13 protein-coding genes and 2 pseudogenes are annotated in these 19,859 nt (G+C 52.7%); 5 read left to right on the top strand and 10 right to left on the bottom strand.

All coding sequences use genetic code 11. The features are described 5' to 3' along the window. Positions 1-174 precede the first annotated feature (174 nt). Together arcB and mnmL are read right to left on the bottom strand one after the other, a co-directional pair. A complete protein-coding gene (gene arcB, locus C1P89_RS22525) occupies positions 175-2,511 on the bottom strand; it encodes an aerobic respiration two-component sensor histidine kinase ArcB (RefSeq protein ID WP_000809774.1) in 2,337 nt (778 codons plus the stop codon). 95 nt (positions 2,512-2,606) lie between these two features. Further along, positions 2,607-3,536 (bottom strand): tRNA modification radical SAM protein MnmL/YtqA, encoded by a 930-nt coding sequence (gene mnmL, locus C1P89_RS22520; RefSeq protein WP_005140269.1) that lies wholly within the window; start codon positions 3,534-3,536, stop codon positions 2,607-2,609. A gap of 674 nt (positions 3,537-4,210) precedes the next feature. On the opposite strand from mnmL, the gene gltB reads away from it, so the two are divergent. From gltB to C1P89_RS22500, 4 genes and pseudogenes are all read left to right on the top strand, one after another. Then, positions 4,211-8,671, top strand: coding sequence for a glutamate synthase large subunit (gltB, locus tag C1P89_RS22515; protein ID WP_005148018.1), 4,461 nt, complete (start codon positions 4,211-4,213; stop codon positions 8,669-8,671). A gap of 12 nt (positions 8,672-8,683) precedes the next feature. Next, positions 8,684-10,103 (top strand): annotated as a pseudogene (gene gltD / locus C1P89_RS22510) (glutamate synthase subunit GltD). 183 nt (positions 10,104-10,286) lie between these two features. Next, positions 10,287-10,691: pseudogene (locus C1P89_RS22505) on the top strand (DUF1016 N-terminal domain-containing protein); the annotation flags it as partial. Positions 10,692-10,782: 91 nt separating this feature from the next. Beyond that, positions 10,783-11,088, top strand: a complete 306-nt coding sequence (locus C1P89_RS22500) for a transposase (RefSeq protein WP_000639208.1) — start codon at positions 10,783-10,785, stop codon at positions 11,086-11,088. A gap of 75 nt (positions 11,089-11,163) precedes the next feature. Here the strand turns inward: C1P89_RS22500 and nanQ are convergent, their stop codons facing one another. The 6 genes from nanQ to nanR form a co-directional block, all read right to left on the bottom strand. After that, positions 11,164-11,628 carry an N-acetylneuraminate anomerase gene (gene nanQ / locus C1P89_RS22495; RefSeq protein ID WP_000979911.1) on the bottom strand — a complete coding sequence of 155 codons (465 nt, stop codon included), beginning with the start codon at positions 11,626-11,628 and terminating at the stop codon, positions 11,164-11,166. Beyond that, positions 11,625-12,500 (bottom strand): N-acetylmannosamine kinase, encoded by an 876-nt coding sequence (gene nanK / locus C1P89_RS22490; protein WP_000209028.1) that lies wholly within the window; start codon positions 12,498-12,500, stop codon positions 11,625-11,627. Before nanK ends, nanQ begins: the two co-directional genes overlap by 4 nt. Beyond that, positions 12,497-13,186 (bottom strand): N-acetylmannosamine-6-phosphate 2-epimerase, encoded by a 690-nt coding sequence (locus C1P89_RS22485; RefSeq protein ID WP_005140275.1) that lies wholly within the window; start codon positions 13,184-13,186, stop codon positions 12,497-12,499. The genes nanK and C1P89_RS22485 overlap by 4 nt, the downstream gene beginning before the upstream one ends. 47 nt (positions 13,187-13,233) lie before the next feature. Beyond that, a complete protein-coding gene (gene nanT, locus C1P89_RS22480) occupies positions 13,234-14,724 on the bottom strand; it encodes a sialic acid transporter NanT (RefSeq protein ID WP_077478133.1) in 1,491 nt (496 codons plus the stop codon). A gap of 109 nt (positions 14,725-14,833) precedes the next feature. Beyond that, the gene (nanA, locus tag C1P89_RS22475) at positions 14,834-15,727 is read right to left on the bottom strand and encodes an N-acetylneuraminate lyase (RefSeq protein WP_000224714.1); all 894 of its coding nucleotides are present in this window, start codon (positions 15,725-15,727) and stop codon (positions 14,834-14,836) included. A 121-nt stretch (positions 15,728-15,848) separates the two neighbouring features. After that, complete coding sequence (nanR, locus tag C1P89_RS22470; RefSeq protein ID WP_000523837.1) at positions 15,849-16,640, bottom strand: transcriptional regulator NanR; 792 nt, start codon at positions 16,638-16,640, stop codon at positions 15,849-15,851. A 379-nt stretch (positions 16,641-17,019) separates the two neighbouring features. Here nanR and dcuC point away from each other — a divergent pair, with 379 nt between their 5' ends. Then, a complete protein-coding gene (dcuC, locus tag C1P89_RS22465) occupies positions 17,020-18,342 on the top strand; it encodes an anaerobic C4-dicarboxylate transporter DcuC (protein WP_000467027.1) in 1,323 nt (440 codons plus the stop codon). A gap of 42 nt (positions 18,343-18,384) precedes the next feature. On the opposite strand, the gene sspB is transcribed toward dcuC, so the two are convergent. Then, the gene (gene sspB, locus C1P89_RS22460; protein ID WP_000366129.1) at positions 18,385-18,882 is read right to left on the bottom strand and encodes a ClpXP protease specificity-enhancing factor; all 498 of its coding nucleotides are present in this window, start codon (positions 18,880-18,882) and stop codon (positions 18,385-18,387) included. A gap of 5 nt (positions 18,883-18,887) precedes the next feature. After that, positions 18,888-19,526, bottom strand: coding sequence for a stringent starvation protein SspA (gene sspA / locus C1P89_RS22455; RefSeq protein ID WP_000257295.1), 639 nt, complete (start codon positions 19,524-19,526; stop codon positions 18,888-18,890). Between the last annotated feature and the right edge of the window lie 333 nt (positions 19,527-19,859).

Genomic DNA, 19,859 nt, shown 5'->3' with positions numbered 1-19,859 from the left:
TACGCATCACACATTTAACTGATTCATGTAACAAATCATTTAAGTTTTGCTATCTTAACTGCGTGCGGCCTGAAAAACAGTGCTGTGCCCTTGTAACTCATCATAATAATTTACGGCGCAGCCAAGATTTCCCTGGTGTTGGCGCAGTATTCGCGCACCCCGGTCTAGCCGGGGTCATTTTTTAGTGGCTTTTGCCACCCACGCTTTCAGCACTTCTACGTCGTGACGCCACTCTTCTTTCATCTCTTCAATCCATTCACCGACGTTATCTTCCCAGGCAGGAAGGTCAGGAGACTGAATTTGCTGACCCAGCTGTTGCAGATGGCGTAACCCCACTGACCCCGCCGCACCTTTAATTTTATGTCCTTCCTCAACAATGCCTTTTTTATCCTGCGCCGTCAGATTCGACTCCAGCACGCTGACATAGCCCGGCATCATCTTCTCAAACACCGCTAACCCGTCGGTGATCAGCTTCGGTCCTACAAGTTCGAGATACTGTTCCAGCATGGGAATATCGAGCAATGCTTCTGATTTACTGTTCTCTTCTGTCGTCACCGTACTCTCCTCATCATCCTGGGTATCCCAGAATTTCTTGATCATCGCGGTTAGCGCCGGAACAGAAAGCGGCTTACTCAGCACATCATCCATTCCAGCATTGAGGTACTCTTGTTTGTCTTTCAGCACGTTAGCGGTTAAGGCCACCAGCGGCGGTAAATCCTCTCGCGGATAACGCTTCGTCAGTTCACGAGAGATATCCAGCCCGGTCATATCTGGCAACTGAATATCCAGTAACACCAGGTCGTATTCGCCCGGTTTAAACATCTCTAGCGCCGCCTTGCCGGTCATGGCGACATCAACGCTGTTACCTAATTTTTCCAGCACAGAACGCGCAACAATCACGTTCAGTTCAATGTCTTCCACCAGCAGCACATTCAGCGCCGGTAAAGGCATATCGTCTTCATCAAACGCATCATCGACCTCTTCTGCTACCGACGGTGCGTGGATCGTCAACGTAAAGGTTGAACCTTTGCCCTGTTCGCTGGTAACCGTAATATCGCCGCCCATATTTTTCGCCAGACGACGAGAAACGGCCAGACCAATACCGGTGCCGGTGGCAGGTTTACCGCCATGACTGTCTTTCACCTGGTAATACATGGCGAAAATTTTATCCAGCTCATCCTGCGGAATGCCGATACCAGAGTCTTCCACTTCAAAATGCAGCATATCGCCTTCATCGTAGCGCACGCGCACGGTAACCTGGCCTTGCTGGGTGAATTTGACGGCGTTACTGATGAGGTTCCACAGGATCTGCCGTAAACGCGTCCCGTCGGTAATGACCTGATGCGGTAATGGCAGCGTCGGCTCCAGGTTAAAGCGCAATCCTTTTTGTTGCGCCTGCAATGCGGAGAGATTTTCCAGATCGGCAAGGAAGCTGGTGAAATCAACCGGTTGATTATCAAGCTGGACCTTGCGCCGTTCCATCTTATCCATGTCGATAATATCGTTAAAGATATTCCCCAGCGTGACGGCCGAAACATGGATGGTCTTGAGATATTTTTCCTGCTCGGCGGTGAGTTCGGTATCCAGCAGAATGCGGCTCAGACCGACGATACCGTTCAGCGGTGTACGCAATTCGTGACTGATGGTGGAGATAAACGTCGTTTTGTCGCGGCTGGCCCGTTCAAGCGCATCCTGATACCGCTTACGCTCGGTAATGTCTCGACCAAAGCCCATCAAACCGTGACGTTTACCCACGCGGTCGTAGTACGGCACTTTACGGATTTCAAAGCAGGCTTTGCGCCCGTCCGGGTAATCCAGCCACTGTTCATAGGTCAGTGACACATTATGACGGAACACTTTTTCATCGGTTTCAATGACTTTTGCGGCGGCTTCCGGTGAGTAAACATCAGCAGGTTTCAGGTGAACCAGTTGTTTTTCGCTTTTTCCGGTCAGCAGCTCCATCGCGCGGTTACAGCCGGAAAACTCTTTATCTTCGTTACGATAAAAAACCAGGTCGGGTGAAGCATCAAGGAAGGAACGTAAGAATGAGGATTGCTGCTCGAGCTGAATTTGTGTCTCTTCGCGCTCTTTGATTTCAATTTTCAGTTGGCCGAAGGTTTCCTGCAGTTCTGCTTCCGCTTTTTCACGAACGGCGATTTCCTGATTTAGCTGGGCAATATTATCTTTTAACTGAACGTTGAGGCTCAAATCGCGCTCGCGCATCTCCTCCAGTTTTTGCACCAGCCGTGACAGACGTTGTCGTGACTCCTCCAGTTGCTCGACGACCACCGATAGAAAGTAGACCGCCCACGGCGTAATCAACAAACCAAAGAAGATAGAACGAATAACATCAATGCTTTCGACCTGACCATGCAGCACCATGGTTACCGCCATTTGTACCACAATGGCAAGAACGACGAGGGCCAGCGCCAGCAACATTGAGAAGCGCACCAGACCTAACTTCATCATCAGGTCAACATAATACTGCGCCAGCAGACGAATTTGCTTCATTAGGGAATTCCTTCACGACAACCTGCCCCAATAATACCCAATTCTGACAGTTACGTTATAAATTGTGTGAGAAATGCGGAATTCCCCTCAACGACCTACTCCGTTGGAGGTAGCCACGGACGTCCCAGCGCCGATCCCTGTACGCCATGTTCATTCAGATAGCGATCCAGCTCGACCATTCCCGTCCATCGATTTTCGCACCACAGAGGAGCAAGCAGCGTCGGGCGACGGGCGCTGGCGGAAATGCGGTGGTAGATCACTTCCGGTGGCGTATGGCGAATCATTTCTCCGGCAGTGAGCGTGTAATCCTCCAGTTCAATACCGTTCAAACGCCCCGCTTCCCAGGCTTTCGCCATAATGCTGCCTTTCACAATATGCAACGGATGTAGCTTTATACCGTCAACACCGGTTTCCACTACCCGCTCCAGCGTTTGCAGACATTCAGCCAGCCCTTCGCCTGGCAGACCGACAATTAAATGCGAGCACACCTTCAGCCCGCGCTGGCGTGCCAGCTGCGTCGTGCGCTGATAACAGGCGAAATCATGACCGCGATTAATGCGATGTAGCGTTTTGTCGTGCACGGTTTGCAGCCCCAGCTCCAGCCACACTTCGTAGCCCTGGTCTTTATATTCGCAAAGCAGATCCAGCACCGCATCCGGCACGCAGTCCGGGCGCGTGCCGACACACAAACCGACAATATTGGCCTGGCTCACCGCCTGTTGATACATCGAACGCAGCACCTGAACTTCGGCAAAGGTGCTGGTATACGCCTGGAAATAGGCGAGGTAACGTTTCGCGCGATTAATTAAATTCGCCTGATGCGCCAGCTGTTCGGCAATGGAACGATGCTGCTGCGCTTCGTCGGCAAACGAGGCAACATTACAGAAGGTGCAGCCGCCGCGCCCGATGGTGCCGTCGCGATTCGGGCAACTGAAACCGCCGTGCAGCGTCAGCTTATGCACCTTTTGCCCATAACGACGGGTGAGATCACCACCAAACATATTGACTAATTTCTGTAACTGCATAATCTGATAGACCGCGCCTTGAAAAGAGGCCAAAGCCTGCCATTTTTAGCTCAATTCGGCGATGACCTGGATCAATCGTCCCGGCCCGCTTTTATCAACTGCATAATCAATCAAAATTACCGAAATTTCATGCATAATCACATAAATCACTTTTGCTTATCTTGTGTCAGATTTTTTTATCTCCTTATGGATTTTAGGCAAAAACAGTAGCATGAAACGTCATTACCAATTAATGCAGTATAAAATGCTGGTTTTCTCGTCAATTCAAGGCAGGATAAGGGTTAACACGCCTTTATGACAGTCAGGAATTGACTGTTTCTCTAACGACTTCCCTTTTAGCCTTAAAGATAAAATCTATTTTAATTTCAGCCATTTAATAAAGAATTTTGCGCTAAAGCACATTTCTGTACCAATAAGCTTGCCATTTGACCTGTATCAGCTTTCCCGATAAGTTGGAAATCCGCTGGAAGCTTTCTGGATGAGCAGCCTGCTCATCATATTTATGCAGTAATTGAGATCCCCTCTTCACCGTATTAACCGATGCGAAAAGGACAACAAGGGGGCGAATGCGAGGCGCGCGTATGACACGCAACCCCCGTCGCCACGCTCTTTCTGTACCCGTGCGCAGCGGTTCGGTAGTGGGGTTCCCGCAGAGCCTGGGGGAGGTTCACGATATGTTGTACGATAAATCCCTTGAGAGGGATAACTGTGGTTTCGGCCTGATCGCCCACATAGAAGGCGAACCTAGCCACAAGGTAGTGCGTACTGCAATACACGCACTGGCCCGCATGCAGCACCGTGGCGCGATTCTCGCCGATGGTAAAACCGGTGACGGTTGCGGCTTGCTGTTACAAAAACCGGATCGCTTTTTTCGCATCGTTGCGCAGGAGCGCGGCTGGCGTTTAGCGAAAAACTACGCCGTCGGGATGCTATTCCTGAATAAAGATCCTGAACTCGCCGCTGCCGCACGCCGCATCGTTGAAGAAGAACTGCAACGCGAAACCTTGTCGATTGTGGGCTGGCGTGATGTCCCCACTAACGAAGGCGTACTGGGTGAAATCGCCCTCTCCTCTCTGCCCCGCATTGAGCAAATTTTTGTGAACGCCCCGGCAGGCTGGCGTCCGCGCGATATGGAGCGCCGTCTGTTTATCGCCCGCCGCCGCATTGAAAAGCGTCTCGAAGCCGACAAAGACTTCTACGTCTGTAGCCTATCGAATCTGGTGAACATCTATAAAGGTCTGTGTATGCCGGCGGATCTGCCGCGCTTTTATCTGGATCTTGCGGACCTGCGTCTGGAATCGGCCATTTGCCTGTTCCACCAGCGCTTCTCCACTAACACCGTACCGCGCTGGCCGCTGGCGCAACCGTTCCGCTATCTGGCGCATAACGGTGAAATCAACACCATCACTGGTAACCGCCAATGGGCGCGTGCGCGTACCTATAAATTCCAGACGCCGCTTATCCCTGATCTGCACGACGCCGCACCGTTCGTCAACGAAACCGGCTCTGACTCCAGTTCGATGGATAACATGCTGGAACTCCTGCTGGCAGGCGGGATGGATATCATCCGCGCCATGCGTCTGTTAGTGCCACCCGCCTGGCAGAACAACCCGGATATGGACCCGGAACTGCGTGCCTTCTTTGACTTTAACTCCATGCATATGGAGCCGTGGGATGGCCCGGCGGGCATCGTGATGTCCGACGGTCGTTTTGCCGCCTGTAACCTCGACCGTAACGGTCTGCGTCCGGCGCGCTACGTCATCACCAAAGATAAGCTCATCACCTGCGCCTCTGAAGTCGGTATCTGGGATTACCAGCCTGACGAAGTGGTCGAAAAAGGCCGCGTCGGGCCAGGCGAACTGATGGTTATCGACACCCGCAGTGGGCATATTCTGCACTCGGCAGAAACCGATGACGATCTGAAAAGCCGCCATCCATATAAAGAGTGGATGGAGAAAAACGTCCGCCGACTGGTACCGTTTGAAGATCTGCCCGATGAAGAAGTGGGTAGCCGCGAACTGGACGACGACACGCTTGCCAGCTACCAGAAACAGTTTAACTACAGCGCGGAAGAGCTGGACTCCGTAATTCGCGTACTGGGCGAAAACGGTCAGGAAGCGGTCGGTTCGATGGGCGATGATACCCCATTCGCCGTGCTCTCCAGTCAGCCGCGCATTATTTACGACTACTTCCGCCAGCAGTTTGCCCAGGTGACTAACCCGCCAATCGACCCGCTGCGTGAAGCGCATGTTATGTCGCTCGCCACCAGTATCGGTCGTGAAATGAACGTCTTTTGCGAAGCAGAGGGCCAGGCGCACCGTTTAAGCTTTAAATCGCCGATTCTGCTCTACTCCGATTTCAAACAGCTCACGACGATGAAAGAGGAGCACTACCGCGCAGATACGCTGGATATCACCTTTGACGTCACTAAAACCACGCTCGAAGCGACAGTCAAAGAGCTGTGCGACAAAGCCGAAAAAATGGTACGTAGCGGCACCGTGCTGCTGGTGCTCTCCGACCGGAATATCGCTAAAGATCGCCTGCCGGTTCCAGCCCCGATGGCGGTTGGCGCGATCCAGACCCGTCTGGTCGATCAAAGCCTGCGTTGCGATGCCAACATCATCGTCGAAACCGCCAGCGCCCGCGATCCGCACCACTTCGCCGTGTTGCTGGGCTTCGGCGCGACGGCTATTTATCCATACCTTGCCTATGAAACGCTGGGCCGCCTGGTAGACACCCATGCGATTGCCAAAGATTATCGTACCGTGATGCTCAACTACCGTAACGGCATCAACAAAGGCTTGTACAAAATCATGTCCAAAATGGGCATCTCCACCATCGCCTCTTACCGCTGCTCGAAACTGTTTGAAGCGGTCGGTCTACACGATGATGTAGTGGGCCTGTGCTTCCAGGGGGCGGTCAGCCGCATTGGTGGGGCAAGCTTTGAAGACTTCCAGCAGGATCTGCTGAATCTGTCGAAACGTGCCTGGCTGGCGCGTAAGCCCATCAGCCAGGGCGGCCTGCTGAAATACGTCCACGGCGGCGAATACCACGCCTACAACCCGGACGTGGTGCGCACGCTGCAACAAGCGGTACAAAGCGGCGAGTACAGCGACTATCAGGAATACGCGAAGCTGGTTAATGAGCGTCCGGCAACCACGCTGCGCGATCTGCTGGCAATTACGCCGGGTGAAAACGCGGTCAACATTGCTGATGTTGAACCGGCAAGCGAACTGTTTAAACGCTTCGATACCGCTGCGATGTCTATCGGCGCGTTAAGCCCGGAAGCCCACGAGGCGCTGGCGGAAGCGATGAACAGCATCGGCGGTAACTCAAACTCCGGTGAAGGCGGTGAAGATCCGGCGCGCTACGGCACCAACAAAGTGTCGCGCATCAAGCAGGTGGCTTCCGGTCGCTTTGGGGTTACTCCGGCGTATCTGGTCAATGCCGACGTCATTCAGATTAAAGTCGCCCAGGGCGCGAAGCCGGGCGAAGGCGGTCAGTTGCCGGGTGATAAAGTCACTCCTTACATCGCCAAACTGCGCTATTCGGTGCCCGGAGTGACGCTGATCTCCCCGCCGCCGCACCACGATATCTACTCTATCGAGGACTTAGCGCAGCTCATTTTCGACCTCAAGCAGGTTAACCCGAAAGCGATGATCTCCGTGAAGCTGGTTTCCGAACCGGGCGTAGGCACCATCGCGACTGGCGTGGCAAAAGCTTATGCCGATTTAATCACCATCGCAGGCTATGACGGTGGCACCGGCGCAAGCCCGCTGTCGTCAGTGAAATACGCAGGTTGCCCGTGGGAGCTGGGGCTTGTTGAAACCCAGCAGGCGCTGGTTGCCAATGGTCTGCGTCATAAGATCCGTTTGCAGGTCGATGGCGGCCTGAAAACCGGTGTTGATATCATCAAAGCGGCGATTCTCGGCGCAGAAAGCTTCGGCTTCGGCACTGGCCCAATGGTCGCGCTCGGCTGTAAATATCTGCGTATTTGCCACCTGAACAACTGCGCAACGGGTGTGGCAACTCAGGATGACAAACTGCGTAAGAATCACTATCACGGCCTGCCGTTCAAGGTGACGAATTACTTTGAGTTTATCGCCCGTGAAACCCGCGAGCTGATGGCACAGCTGGGGGTAACGCGGCTGGTGGATCTGATTGGTCGCACCGACCTGCTGAAAGAGCTGGACGGTTTCACCGCCAAACAGCAGAAACTGGCGCTGTCGAAGCTGCTGGAGACCGCCGAACCGCATCCAGGTAAGGCACTCTACTGCACCGAAAACAACCCGCCGTTTGATAACGGCCTGCTGAACGCGCAGTTGCTGCAACAGGCGAAACCGTTTGTCGATGAACGCCAGAGCAAAACCTTCTGGTTCGATATCCGCAATACCGATCGCTCCGTGGGCGCGTCGCTTTCAGGCTATATCGCCCAGACGCACGGCGATCAGGGGCTGGCAGCCGATCCTATCAAAGCGTACTTCAACGGCACCGCAGGCCAGAGTTTCGGTGTATGGAACGCGGGCGGCGTGGAACTGTACCTGACCGGGGATGCCAACGACTATGTCGGTAAAGGCATGGCGGGCGGCTTAATCGCCATTCGTCCTCCGGTTGGTTCCGCCTTCCGCAGCCATGAAGCAAGTATTATCGGCAACACCTGCCTGTATGGCGCGACCGGTGGTCGTCTGTATGCCGCAGGCCGCGCGGGTGAACGTTTCGGCGTGCGGAACTCCGGTGCTATCACCGTGGTAGAAGGCATTGGCGACAACGGCTGTGAATATATGACGGGCGGTATTGTCTGTATTCTGGGTAAAACCGGCGTTAACTTCGGTGCGGGCATGACCGGCGGCTTCGCTTACGTTCTCGATGAAAGCGGTGATTTCCGCAAACGCGTTAACCCGGAACTGGTCGAGGTCTTAAGCGTTGACGATCTGGCGATCCATGAAGAGCATCTGCGCGGTCTTATCACCGAGCATGTTCAGCATACTGGCTCTCAGCGCGGTGAAGAGATTCTGGCGAACTGGTCAACCTTCGCCACTAAATTTGCGCTGGTTAAACCGAAGTCCAGTGATGTAAAAGCACTGCTGGGTCATCGTAGTCGTAGCGCAGCAGAGTTGCGCGTGCAGGCGCAGTAAGGGGTAGCAACAATGAGTCAGAATGTTTATCAATTTATCGACCTGCAGCGCGTTGATCCGCCAAAGAAACCGCTGAAGATCCGCAAAATTGAGTTTGTTGAAATTTACGAGCCGTTTTCCGAAGGCCAGGCCAAAGCGCAGGCTGACCGCTGCCTGTCGTGCGGCAACCCATACTGCGAGTGGAAATGTCCGGTACACAACTACATCCCGAACTGGCTGAAGCTCGCCAACGAGGGGCGTATTTTTGAAGCGGCGGAACTGTCGCACCAGACCAACACCCTGCCGGAAGTTTGCGGACGAGTCTGCCCGCAAGACCGTCTGTGCGAAGGTTCCTGCACTCTGAACGATGAGTTTGGCGCGGTGACCATCGGCAACATTGAGCGTTATATCAATGATAAAGCGTTCGAAATGGGCTGGCGTCCGGATATGTCCGGCGTGAAGCAAACCGGTAAAAAAGTGGCGATTATCGGCGCAGGCCCGGCAGGTCTGGCGTGTGCGGATGTCCTGACGCGTAACGGCGTAAAAGCCGTTGTCTTCGACCGTCATCCAGAAATTGGCGGGCTGCTGACCTTCGGTATTCCGGCCTTCAAGCTGGAAAAAGAGGTAATGACGCGTCGCCGTGAAATCTTCACCGGCATGGGTATTGAATTCAAACTCAATACCGAAGTGGGCCGCGACGTGCAGCTGGACGATCTGCTGAGTGATTACGATGCCGTCTTCCTTGGCGTCGGGACTTATCAGTCAATGCGCGGCGGGCTGGAAAACGAAGACGCCGATGGCGTGTACGCAGCGCTGCCGTTCCTTATCGCCAACACCAAACAGTTAATGGGCTTTGGTGAAACCCGCGACGAACCGTTCGTCAGCATGGAAGGCAAACGCGTGGTGGTCCTTGGCGGTGGCGACACTGCGATGGACTGCGTGCGTACGTCCGTGCGCCAGGGAGCGAAGCACGTTACCTGTGCCTATCGTCGTGATGAAGAGAACATGCCGGGTTCCCGCCGCGAAGTGAAAAAACGCGCGGGAAGAAGGCGTAGAGTTCAAATTCAACGTCCAGCCACTGGGGATTGAAGTGAACGGTAACGGCAAAGTCAGCGGCGTAAAAATGGTACGTACCGAAATGGGCGAACCGGATGCCAAAGGCCGTCGCCGCGCGGAGATCGTTGCAGGTTCCGAACATATCGTTCCGGCAGATGCAGTGATCATGGCGTTTGGTTTCCGTCCACACAACATGGAATGGCTGGCAAAACACAGCGTCGAGCTGGATTCACAAGGCCGCATCATCGCCCCGGAAGGCAGCGACAACGCCTTCCAGACCAGCAACCCGAAAATCTTTGCTGGCGGCGATATCGTCCGTGGTTCCGATCTGGTGGTAACCGCTATTGCCGAAGGTCGTAAGGCGGCAGACGGTATTATGAACTGGCTGGAAGTTTAAGCTCTGTCCCAGCGCCGCCTCCTCAGAAAAGAGTCGGCGCTGAAATTCTCCTTTCTTTCTGGAAAGCGCCTCGCATAATCTGAAGAAAACCAATGTAATACGCTCATCTGGATTGTTACCGGTAGATGCCCGGCGTATAGCTGATTCCATTATTCAACGCAGCGCCATATAAAGGGACAGATAATGGAATCGCTCTCAGAGAGAACCTCAACAGGCTACCAGCAAATCCACGACGGTATTATTCACCTGGTCGATAGCGCCCGGACGGAAACGGTACGTAGCGTTAACGCGCTGATGACCGCGACATACTGGGAAATTGGCCGACGAATTGTCGAATTTGAACAAGGTGGCGAGGCAAGGGCTGCGTATGGTGCGCAGCTAATCAAGCGACTATCAAAGGATTTAAGTCTAAGGTATAAGCGTGGTTTCTCTGCAAAAAACTTACGCCAAATGAGGCTTTTTTACCTCTTTTTTCAACATGTTGAAATTCGCCAGACAGTGTCTGGCGAATTAACACCATTGGGAATTCCGCAGACACCATCTGCAGAATTCCCATCGGCAAAGATTTGGCAGACGCTGTCTGCCAAATTGAGAGGCTGTTTGATATTTCCACAGCTTTTGTATTGCATCTCCTATTTTCGGTTTGTATATTCATGCAAATAAACGAAGGAAAGTTGCCGTGATTTACATTGAACAGCTTGAATTAATCCATAAAAGTGGTGATGTGTTGTATCCAGTAAAAATAACCAGAAAATCATCAGGAAAAACTGCCTTCCACCTTGTTCCATTCGGCTTAAATAAGACTCACGACCTTCTAGAGGTGGAAGATGCTTCAGAAGCAATTCGGCTGGTGATTGATGAACGTCATTCCATTCGCTGCAGTACACTTACAGCAACTATTACGAATAAAAAGGGCAAGCGAATTAAGCGGACAGGTATATACAGTATCAAGGGTGTTAACATAAAAGAATACAACGTCAGGTAATGGCACAGAGCGGTCCGTCAGTTCAGGTTTGGCTCTGTGCCAAAGATGGGTCAGGTCACACCTGATCTAATAAATTTAAGCCATTAAATCAGCCTTAACCTTCACCACCACCTTTTTAATCTCACCCGGCTCGCCAACAACGCATCCCGGCTTATGCGGCTCTCCTAGCATAAACACGGCGAACATTCCCGGTTTCAGGATGATGGCTTGCTCGTTTTCAATGGTGCTGCAAAGCTGGTAATCATCCTCATGGTGGAACTCTTCACACTGACGCGCAGTGCCTGCCATGCCAAACAGAATCCGTTCTTCACCGTTTAATAACAGCTGGATATCAATGTATTGCTCGTGCAGCTCCGCTTTTTTCTCAACGGGCGATTGAGTGTTAAACGTCATGACATTCATAAAAATATTGTCGCCCTGTAATTCGTAACGACCCGGCGCTTTTTCTTGCGGTCTGGCAGCTAATGCCAGCGTTAACGCGTCCTGTAACGCAGGATGTAACCCAGCAGACGGTAATGACCGTACTTCACCCATCATCATAATTTTTCTCCCTGGGCCAACAGCGCTGCCCCAAGTAAACCTGCATCATGGCGGTAGTGCGCCGCCAGTAAATCAACATGAAATACCGCTGGCTCCTGCGCCAGATACGTTTCCACCAACGCCAGATACCCTTCTGCCAGACCAACGCTGCCACCGACCACCACGCACTGGCAATCAGTTGTGGCTTTAATATCAGCGATCAGCCTTGCCAGCACATGTGCGGAGCGGTGAATCAGTTGCTGCGCCTGCTCGTCGCCCTGCCCGGCGCGTGTGAAAATAGTTCTCGCATCCGCGCCCATGAGTTCACCTTGCGCTGCCGCTGCAATACCGCGACCAGAAGCAATCGCTTCCACGCAACCTGTGCGTCCACAGCCGCAGACTGGGCCGTGTGGATCGGCAAGCGTATGCCCGATATGCCCCGCCAGACCGCCAGGGCCGGTAAGCAGTTTACCGCCGCTCACTACACCGCCGCCGACGCCAGTGGAAACGGTGATAAACACCATCTCGGTTACATCGCCTTCCAGCGCCTGATACTCTGCCCATGCTGCGGCCTGCGCGTCGTTAATGGCAATGGTCGGCAAATTGGTAAGTTGTTCCAGCGTTTTGACTAACGGAAAGTGTAGCAATCCACCGAGATTATGCGGATTCAGCGCCAGCAAACTGCCGTCGCGAATAATTCCGGTTGAAGCGATGGCAACCCGCTGCGCATGAGCTTGCAACGGAGAGACTAATGCGGATAAGGCATCACGCAAGGCTTCTGGTGTCTGGCTGGCTGGCGTAGGAAGTTCACGACGATCGCGGATCTGCCCGTCAGCGCCAATCAGCGCGGCGGCAAGTTTAGTACCGCCGATATCAATCGCCAGTGTGGTCATAGCACCGCCTTTTTCATCGCTGTGTTGTACCACTGACAAATGTGTTCAAGACGCGTAATGGCAGAACCGACCGTCACCGCCCACGCGCCGTGGCGCATCGCATCTGCCGCCTGAGCAGGCGTGTTGTAACGCCCTTCGGCAATCACCCGACATCCGGCTTCGCTCAACGTTTTCACCAGCGCCAGATCCGGCTCTTCTGGCGTTTCAGGCGTGGTATAGCCAGAAAGCGTAGTGCCAATAATTTCGGCGCCCAGCTTTTGGCATGCCAGGCCGTCTTCCGGCGTTGAGCAGTCGGTCATCGCCAGTAAACCGTGATGATGTATACGTGCCAGCAGCGTTTCAACAGGCACCGGACGCGGGCGGTCGGTGCCGTCAATGGCGATAATGTCCGCGCCCGCCTGCGCCAGCGCATCGACATCTTCAATATAGGCCGTGATGCGTACCGGAGAATCCTCCAGATCGCGTTTCACAATTCCAATAATCGGCACGCTCACCACCGCACGCGTGGCTTGCAGATTTGCCACACCTTCGATGCGAATGGCAACCGCGCCCGCCTGCTCTGCCGCTAATGCCATGGCTGCGACGATTTCGGGTTTATCGAGCGGGCTGTCAGGAATCGGCTGGCAGGAGACAATCAGGCCACCGTTAGCAGCGATTTTTTGATCCAGTTGTGCAAGTAACGACATACATCTTCCCTTAGCGAAAGGCCCGGTACATAGACCGGGCAACAGGATTAACTTTTGGTTTTGACTAAATCGTTTTTGGCGCTGCTAAATGGCACGGCACCGCTAAATGGTTTGCCGTCGATAGCGTCATGAGTACGCAATGCTTCCGGGCGCAGCCAACGCTGAACGCGGGAAGGCATATCCAGACCAATCAGCAGGATCACCACAAATGTCAGGCTGAACGAGAGCGATGCCAGCGCAGTACCCAGATCCAGACGTTGAGCGATCAACGCGCCGATGATTGGGGCCAGTGCGCCACCCAATGCGCCAACGTTGTAGGTAAAGCCCAGGCCCGCTGCACGCTGGTCGGTATCGAAATAACCGCCAATCAGTTTCGGTAAGATCCCGGCGATCCCTTGTCCAAGCATTTGCTGGAAGAACAGTAACAGACCGAGCACCCAGACGTTTGCGCCGCCAATCGCAAATACCGGAATAATCAGCAGCTGCGAGGCCAGCAGGCTACAAACGTACGCTTTGCGGGTTCCCAGCCAGTCACCGAGGAAGCCTCCTACGCAGCATCCCACGGCCGCGCCAAAGCCACTAAAGAACAGCACATTGGCGACAGTATGCGGGTTATAAGCCAGATCGGTTTTCAGATACGTTGGCAGCAGCGCCTGAATCGGCCATGAGTAGAGGAAAGCAAACAACACGACCACCATCAGCATTACGCCCGTTGGCCAGCGTTTGCCTGTACTCTGCACCATAAAGCTGATAAAGATTGCGGCGCATAACAGCCCAAGAACAGCGACGATCGCGGCATTTTGCAGGTTACCGGCGAAGCAGAACCACAGCGCAGTAGCCGCCGCCAGTGTCATTACGATATTGGCAATGCGATGTTCACCACGGTAGAGAATATCCACCATTGTGCGTACTGGTGCTTTACCTGCGTGTTTCTCTTTCCAGTCTTCCGCTTCCGGGATGTTTTTACGCAGCCAGAGAGCAAAGATGATTGGCAAAATGCCGATAAAGAACAGCGCACGCCAACCCCAGACCGGAACCACCAGGCTATAGACCTGAGCGGCAACGACGGCCCCCACAGAGAAGCCTGAAATCAAAAAACCACTGGCTTTGTTACGCAGATGTTTTGGCCAGCTTTCAATGACATAGGTGGCGCTGGAACCGTATTCACCCGCCATCCCCATGCCGATGACCAGACGAGCGATAAACATGGTGATGTAGCCTGGCGCAAAGCCGCAGGCCAGCGTCCCGGCCGAGAAGAGAACGATGCTGGTGACCATTGCCAGACGACGCCCGTAGCGGTCACCCATAGCGCCGAGCATCAGGCCGCCGAACCAGCGAGAGATAAAGGCTGCGGAGATCAGACTTGCCGCCTGCACCGTCGTCAGCCCGAATTCACCCTGTACTTCGGTGAGTACCAGGGCGATTAAAACGAAATCAAAACCGTCAAGCAGATATCCCAACCAGGCAGCGGAAAATGCGCGCCATTGTGCACGGTTGAGATGGCGATACCACGGGATATTCTGGGTTGTAGTACTCATTGTGAGTCTCCCGCGGTGGGCGATGCCCACACGCTTTGGTATGAAAATTGTAGGGTACAGATGCGTTTATTTCCCCTCACCCGGTAGGGGCGAGCGAGGGGAAAACAACTCACCCGCGCTCTTGCATCAACTGCTGGGCCAGCGCCTTCAGTTCTGGCAGATATTTTTCATCTACCGGTCCAAACGGTTTGCGGCACAGCGGCACAGAAACGACATCCATATAATGCAGGACAGTTTTCAGGCCGCGGAATACGCCAGTTTTGATCAGTAAATCAATGACTTTGTTGCACTCAGTTTGCAGTTTCTGCGCGGTCTGGATATCGCCTTCTTTCAGCGCCTTCACGATCCCCTGATATCGCCAGCCCATGATGTTGTAAGTACTGCCGATACCACCATCAGCGCCTGCCAGCAAGCCGGAAGCGAAGATTTCGTCGTAACCGTTATAGAGCACCAGATCAGGATGTTCACGACGGATCTGTTCCATCTGATAGAGATCGCCAGAAGTCTGTTTCAGCGCACCGACGCCAGGCAACGTAACCAGGGTGTTGATCTGATCCAGGGTCAGTTTTACCCCACTCAGGGCTGGAATGTTGTACACAACCATCGGCAAACCATCCGCTGAATCAATAATTGCCCGATAGTGATCGCAGTGTTCTTCAAAGCTGAAAGGATAGTAGAACGGCGTGACGGCGGAGACGGCATCGAAGCCATAACGTTTAGCCGATGCCGCAAGTTGTTGGCTTTCGGCGGTGCTGACGCAACCGACGTGGGCGATGAGTTTAATCTTACCTTTCGCCTCTTCGGCGACGATTTCCAGTACCTGTTCACGCTCGGAAAGGCTTTGTACAAAGGCCTCGCCGGTCGAACCACCCACGTATAAACCGTCGATGCCCTGCTGAATATTGAACTGAACCAGGCGACGCAGACTCGCTTTATCCAGTGCTTGTTGTTGGTCAAAAGGAGTCAGGAGTGCAGCCATTACGCCACGTAAATTCGTTGCCATAAATACCTCTGAAGTGATACTTGTCTGATAAACGATATACCTTTATACCTGTTATACCAGATCAATTAAGCAACACCCCATACAGAAAGCTTATAATGCGATCTGCTTCACTAAAGTGGCATTATTTCTTTTTGTTGGTGGTCTGACCGAAAGCGTGCCAGGTAGCAGAGACGCTGTTGAGATGCGATTGCAACGCACGATCGGCTTCGTCAGGATCATGACGGCGGATCGCATCAACGATCGCAATATGCTGTTGATAGCTAACGTTGTTATGCTCGTGCAGAGCCTGATCAGCCACGGTTGGACGTGCGGCGATCAGCCAGTCGAGCAGGGCAACGTGGATCGCCATGAAGATTGGGTTACCAGGGATCTCCGCCAGCACGCGGTGGAAATCAACGTCTGAACGAATGAATGCCGCGTTGTTATCCAGCGACTGACTGTTGATTTCCAGTGCTTTTGCCAGCAAATCGATTTGCTCATCGGTGGCATGTTCAGCCGCATAGCGCACCAGACTGGATTCAAAGAACAGACGTAATTGTTCGAAATGGGCAATCCCACCGGGATGAGAAAGGAAATCTTTCGCCATGCCGGAAAACTCACCGATGATAGTGTCCGCAGAAGGACGCGAGACGCGAGCGCGTTCGCCGTTGTTTATTTGCACCAGACCTTTGCGTTTTAACGCTGCCAGCGCTTCGCGCACAGAAGGACGCCCGACGTTAAAGAACGCCATCAGTTCGCGTTCAGACGGTAATTGTTCACCTTCGCCAAATTCACGACGGCGGATCATCTGTTCCAGCTCTTCTTCCACCATTTCGGAGAGTTTTTTACGCGCCAGCGGGCGGCTACGCAAGTTGCGACCAATTGCAGGTGAAGAATCTTCGGTTTGCGAATCAAATGCGTTCATAAGGCCCATTCTGTAAGGTCAGTGTGATTAACATCATCAGTGACATCCTATCACAGGATTGAAAGTAGGGGAAAATGGCAGGTTTTTCTCTTTGTGCCTCATCATTACCATAATTAACGGAATAATTAACTATTGCGAAAAATTAATGTAACGCAGATAAACACATCCCGATTGAATTATTCATAAGACTATTCACAAGCATTATGAATATTATGAATGTGTTCTTACAAAATAATCATAAGCGCATATTTTTTAATGAAAAATCACATCACCTACAATTAAAAACACGACATCCGCACCATAAATAGACTTGCAAAAAATATAACATCATTGTTTTCAATCTGCCGTTTATGGGATTGACCGTTTTCTTTTGACACGGAGTTCAACAATGTTCGGCATAATTATATCTGTCATCGTATTAATTACGATGGGCTATTTGATCCTGAAAAACTACAAACCTCAGGTGGTGCTGGCTGCCGCAGGTGTCTTCCTGATGATGTGCGGAGTCTGGTTAGGGTTCGGTGGTGTACTCGATCCCGCCAAAAGCAGCGGCTACTTGATCGTCGACATTTATAATGAAATCCTGCGCATGCTGTCCAACCGCATTGCCGGATTGGGGCTGTCGATTATGGCGGTGGGCGGTTATGCCCGCTACATGGAGCGCATAGGAGCCAGTCGCGCGATGGTGAGCTTGCTAAGCCGCCCGTTAAAACTCATTCGCTCGCCGTATATTATTCTGTCGGCAACTTACGTCATCGGCCAAATCATGGCGCAGTTTATTACCAGCGCCTCCGGTCTGGGTATGTTGCTGATGGTCACCTTATTTCCGACGCTGGTGAGTCTGGGAGTAAGTCGCCTCTCTGCGGTGGCGGTTATCGCAACCACGATGTCCATTGAGTGGGGGATTCTGGAAACGAACTCCATTTTTGCAGCCCAGGTCGCGGGAATGAAAATTGCCACATACTTCTTCCACTACCAGCTTCCGGTCGCCTCTTGCGTCATTATCTCGGTGGCGATCTCCCACTTTTTCGTGCAACGCGCTTTTGACAAAAAAGATAAAAATATCAATCACGAACAGGCAGAGCAAAAAACTCTCGATAATGTCCCGCCGCTCTATTACGCCATTTTACCTGTGATGCCGTTAATCCTGATGCTCGGCTCGCTGTTCCTCGCCCACGTCGGGCTGATGAAGTCAGAACTGCATCTGGTGGTGGTGATGTTACTAAGTTTGACGGTGACGATGTTTGTTGAGTTCTTCCGCAAGCATAACTTGCGCGAAACAATGGACGATGTGCAGGCGTTTTTTGACGGCATGGGTACGCAGTTTGCCAACGTGGTAACGCTGGTGGTCGCGGGTGAAATATTTGCGAAAGGCTTAACGACGATTGGCACTGTTGATGCGGTTATCAGGGGTGCGGAGCATTCTGGTCTGGGCGGTATTGGCGTGATGATTATTATGGCGCTAGTCATTGCCATTTGTGCCATTGTGATGGGCTCTGGCAATGCGCCGTTTATGTCATTTGCCAGTCTTATTCCGAATATCGCAGCCGGACTACATGTACCAGCGGTTGTAATGATTATGCCGATGCATTTTGCCACGACGCTAGCGCGCGCGGTTTCGCCGATTACTGCGGTGGTGAAGCGGACAGCGATCCCCATGGCAGTCGGTTTCGTGGTGAATATGATTGCCACAATCACGCTATTTTATTAAGTCATTAAAAAGACAAAACAGGCCGCCTGGGCCTGTTTTGTATTACTTCACAACACGTAATGCCGGTCGACCACCGCGTGGTGGCTGCGGAGGTTCATCGTCAGGATGAGTGTCATCATCGTGATCTGGCTTGTCGCCATCAATAACCGACATAACGGTTTCGTTGTCTGCCGATGCCTCTTCATCATTCATGATGCTGGTATCTTCATCGTAGGCAGCTTCAGGCTCAAACATCGTGCCTGCGCCATTTTCACGGGCGTAGATAGCCAGCACGGCAGCCAGCGGCACAGAAACCTGACGCGGAATGCCACCAAAGCGCGCGTTAAAGCGCACCTCATCATTCGCCAGTTCCAGATTGCCGACAGCACGCGGCGCAATGTTGAGTACGATTTGCCCGTCACGCGCATATTCCATAGGAACCTGCACGCCAGGGAGCGTCACATCCACCACCAGGTGCGGCGTGAGCTGGTTATCCAGCAACCACTCATAGAATGCACGCAGCAGATAGGGACGACGTGGTGTTAGCTGTGACAAATCCATACAGATTAACTCCGGCCCAGACGCATTTCACGTTCTGCTTCAGTTAAAGAAGCAAGGAAAGAGTCACGCTCAAAGACGCGGGTCATATAGCCTTTCAGCTCTTTCGCACCCGGGCCGCTGAGCTCGATACCCAGTTGCGGCAGACGCCACAGCAGCGGAGCAAGATAGCAATCGACCAGGCTGAACTCATCGCTCAGGAAGTACGGCTTCTGACCGAAGACCGGCGCAATCGCCAGCAGTTCTTCGCGCAGTTGCTTACGTGCGGCATCTGCTTCAGAAGCTGAACCGTTGATGATGGTGTTCATCAGCGTGTACCAGTCTTTTTCGATGCGATGCATGTACAGACGGCTTTCACCGCGAGCTACCGGGTAAACAGGCATCAGTGGCGGATGCGGGAAACGCTCATCCAGATATTCCATAATGATGCGAGATTCCCACAGGGTCAGCTCACGATCCACCAGGGTCGGAACGCTCTGATTCGGGTTGAGGTCAATCAGATCCTGAGGCGGATTGTCCTTTTCCACGTGTTCGATCTCGAAACTTACACCTTTCTCAGCCAGCACAATGCGGACCTGATGGCTATAGATGTCAGTAGGACCGGAAAACAGCGTCATTACCGAACGTTTGTTGGCAGCGACAGCCATGAAAACCTCCAGGTATAGTCAGAATTTTTACTGCTACCAGCCACCAGGTGGCCAGTCAGAAGTTGTGTTACCCAATAAGGAACGACTCTCTTTGTTCGAAAATCAAACAAAAAATGAGCAATACCCGACATTTGGGCAGAAAATTGGATGATAGTTTACCAGATTTTGCGACCATTGTGGTGAGTGGATGCCGGAAATGGGGAAAAAGAGATGCGCTTTAGTCTGAAATAGTTGACTTAGACCCTTATTGGCGATGTGGTTTTTGTTTTGCCTGTCTTTCAGACGGCAGCAAAAAGCAACTTCCCATTTTTTACGCTGATTCAGAATTTAGCC

The organism is Shigella sonnei, from assembly GCF_002950395.1.
In the GTDB taxonomy this organism is placed as follows: Bacteria; Pseudomonadota; Gammaproteobacteria; order Enterobacterales; family Enterobacteriaceae; genus ECMA0423.
This window is presented reverse-complemented; position numbering and strand designations above follow the sequence as displayed.

Excerpts from the sequence above, each read along its gene's own strand:
- arcB (WP_000809774.1), bottom strand. The coding sequence starts at position 2,511 with ATGAAGCAAATTCGTCTGCTGGCGCAGTATTATGTTGACCTGATGATG.
- mnmL (WP_005140269.1), bottom strand. The coding sequence starts at position 3,536 with ATGCAGTTACAGAAATTAGTCAATATGTTTGGTGGTGATCTCACCCGT.
- gltB (WP_005148018.1), top strand. The coding sequence starts at position 4,211 with ATGTTGTACGATAAATCCCTTGAGAGGGATAACTGTGGTTTCGGCCTG.
- nanQ (WP_000979911.1), bottom strand. The coding sequence starts at position 11,628 with ATGATGATGGGTGAAGTACGGTCATTACCGTCTGCTGGGTTACATCCT.
- nanK (WP_000209028.1), bottom strand. The coding sequence starts at position 12,500 with ATGACCACACTGGCGATTGATATCGGCGGTACTAAACTTGCCGCCGCG.
- C1P89_RS22485 (WP_005140275.1), bottom strand. The coding sequence starts at position 13,186 with ATGTCGTTACTTGCACAACTGGATCAAAAAATCGCTGCTAACGGTGGC.
- nanT (WP_077478133.1), bottom strand. The coding sequence starts at position 14,724 with ATGAGTACTACAACCCAGAATATCCCGTGGTATCGCCATCTCAACCGT.
- nanA (WP_000224714.1), bottom strand. The coding sequence starts at position 15,727 with ATGGCAACGAATTTACGTGGCGTAATGGCTGCACTCCTGACTCCTTTT.
- nanR (WP_000523837.1), bottom strand. The coding sequence starts at position 16,640 with ATGGGCCTTATGAACGCATTTGATTCGCAAACCGAAGATTCTTCACCT.
- dcuC (WP_000467027.1), top strand. The coding sequence starts at position 17,020 with ATGTTCGGCATAATTATATCTGTCATCGTATTAATTACGATGGGCTAT.
- sspB (WP_000366129.1), bottom strand. The coding sequence starts at position 18,882 with ATGGATTTGTCACAGCTAACACCACGTCGTCCCTATCTGCTGCGTGCA.
- sspA (WP_000257295.1), bottom strand. The coding sequence starts at position 19,526 with ATGGCTGTCGCTGCCAACAAACGTTCGGTAATGACGCTGTTTTCCGGT.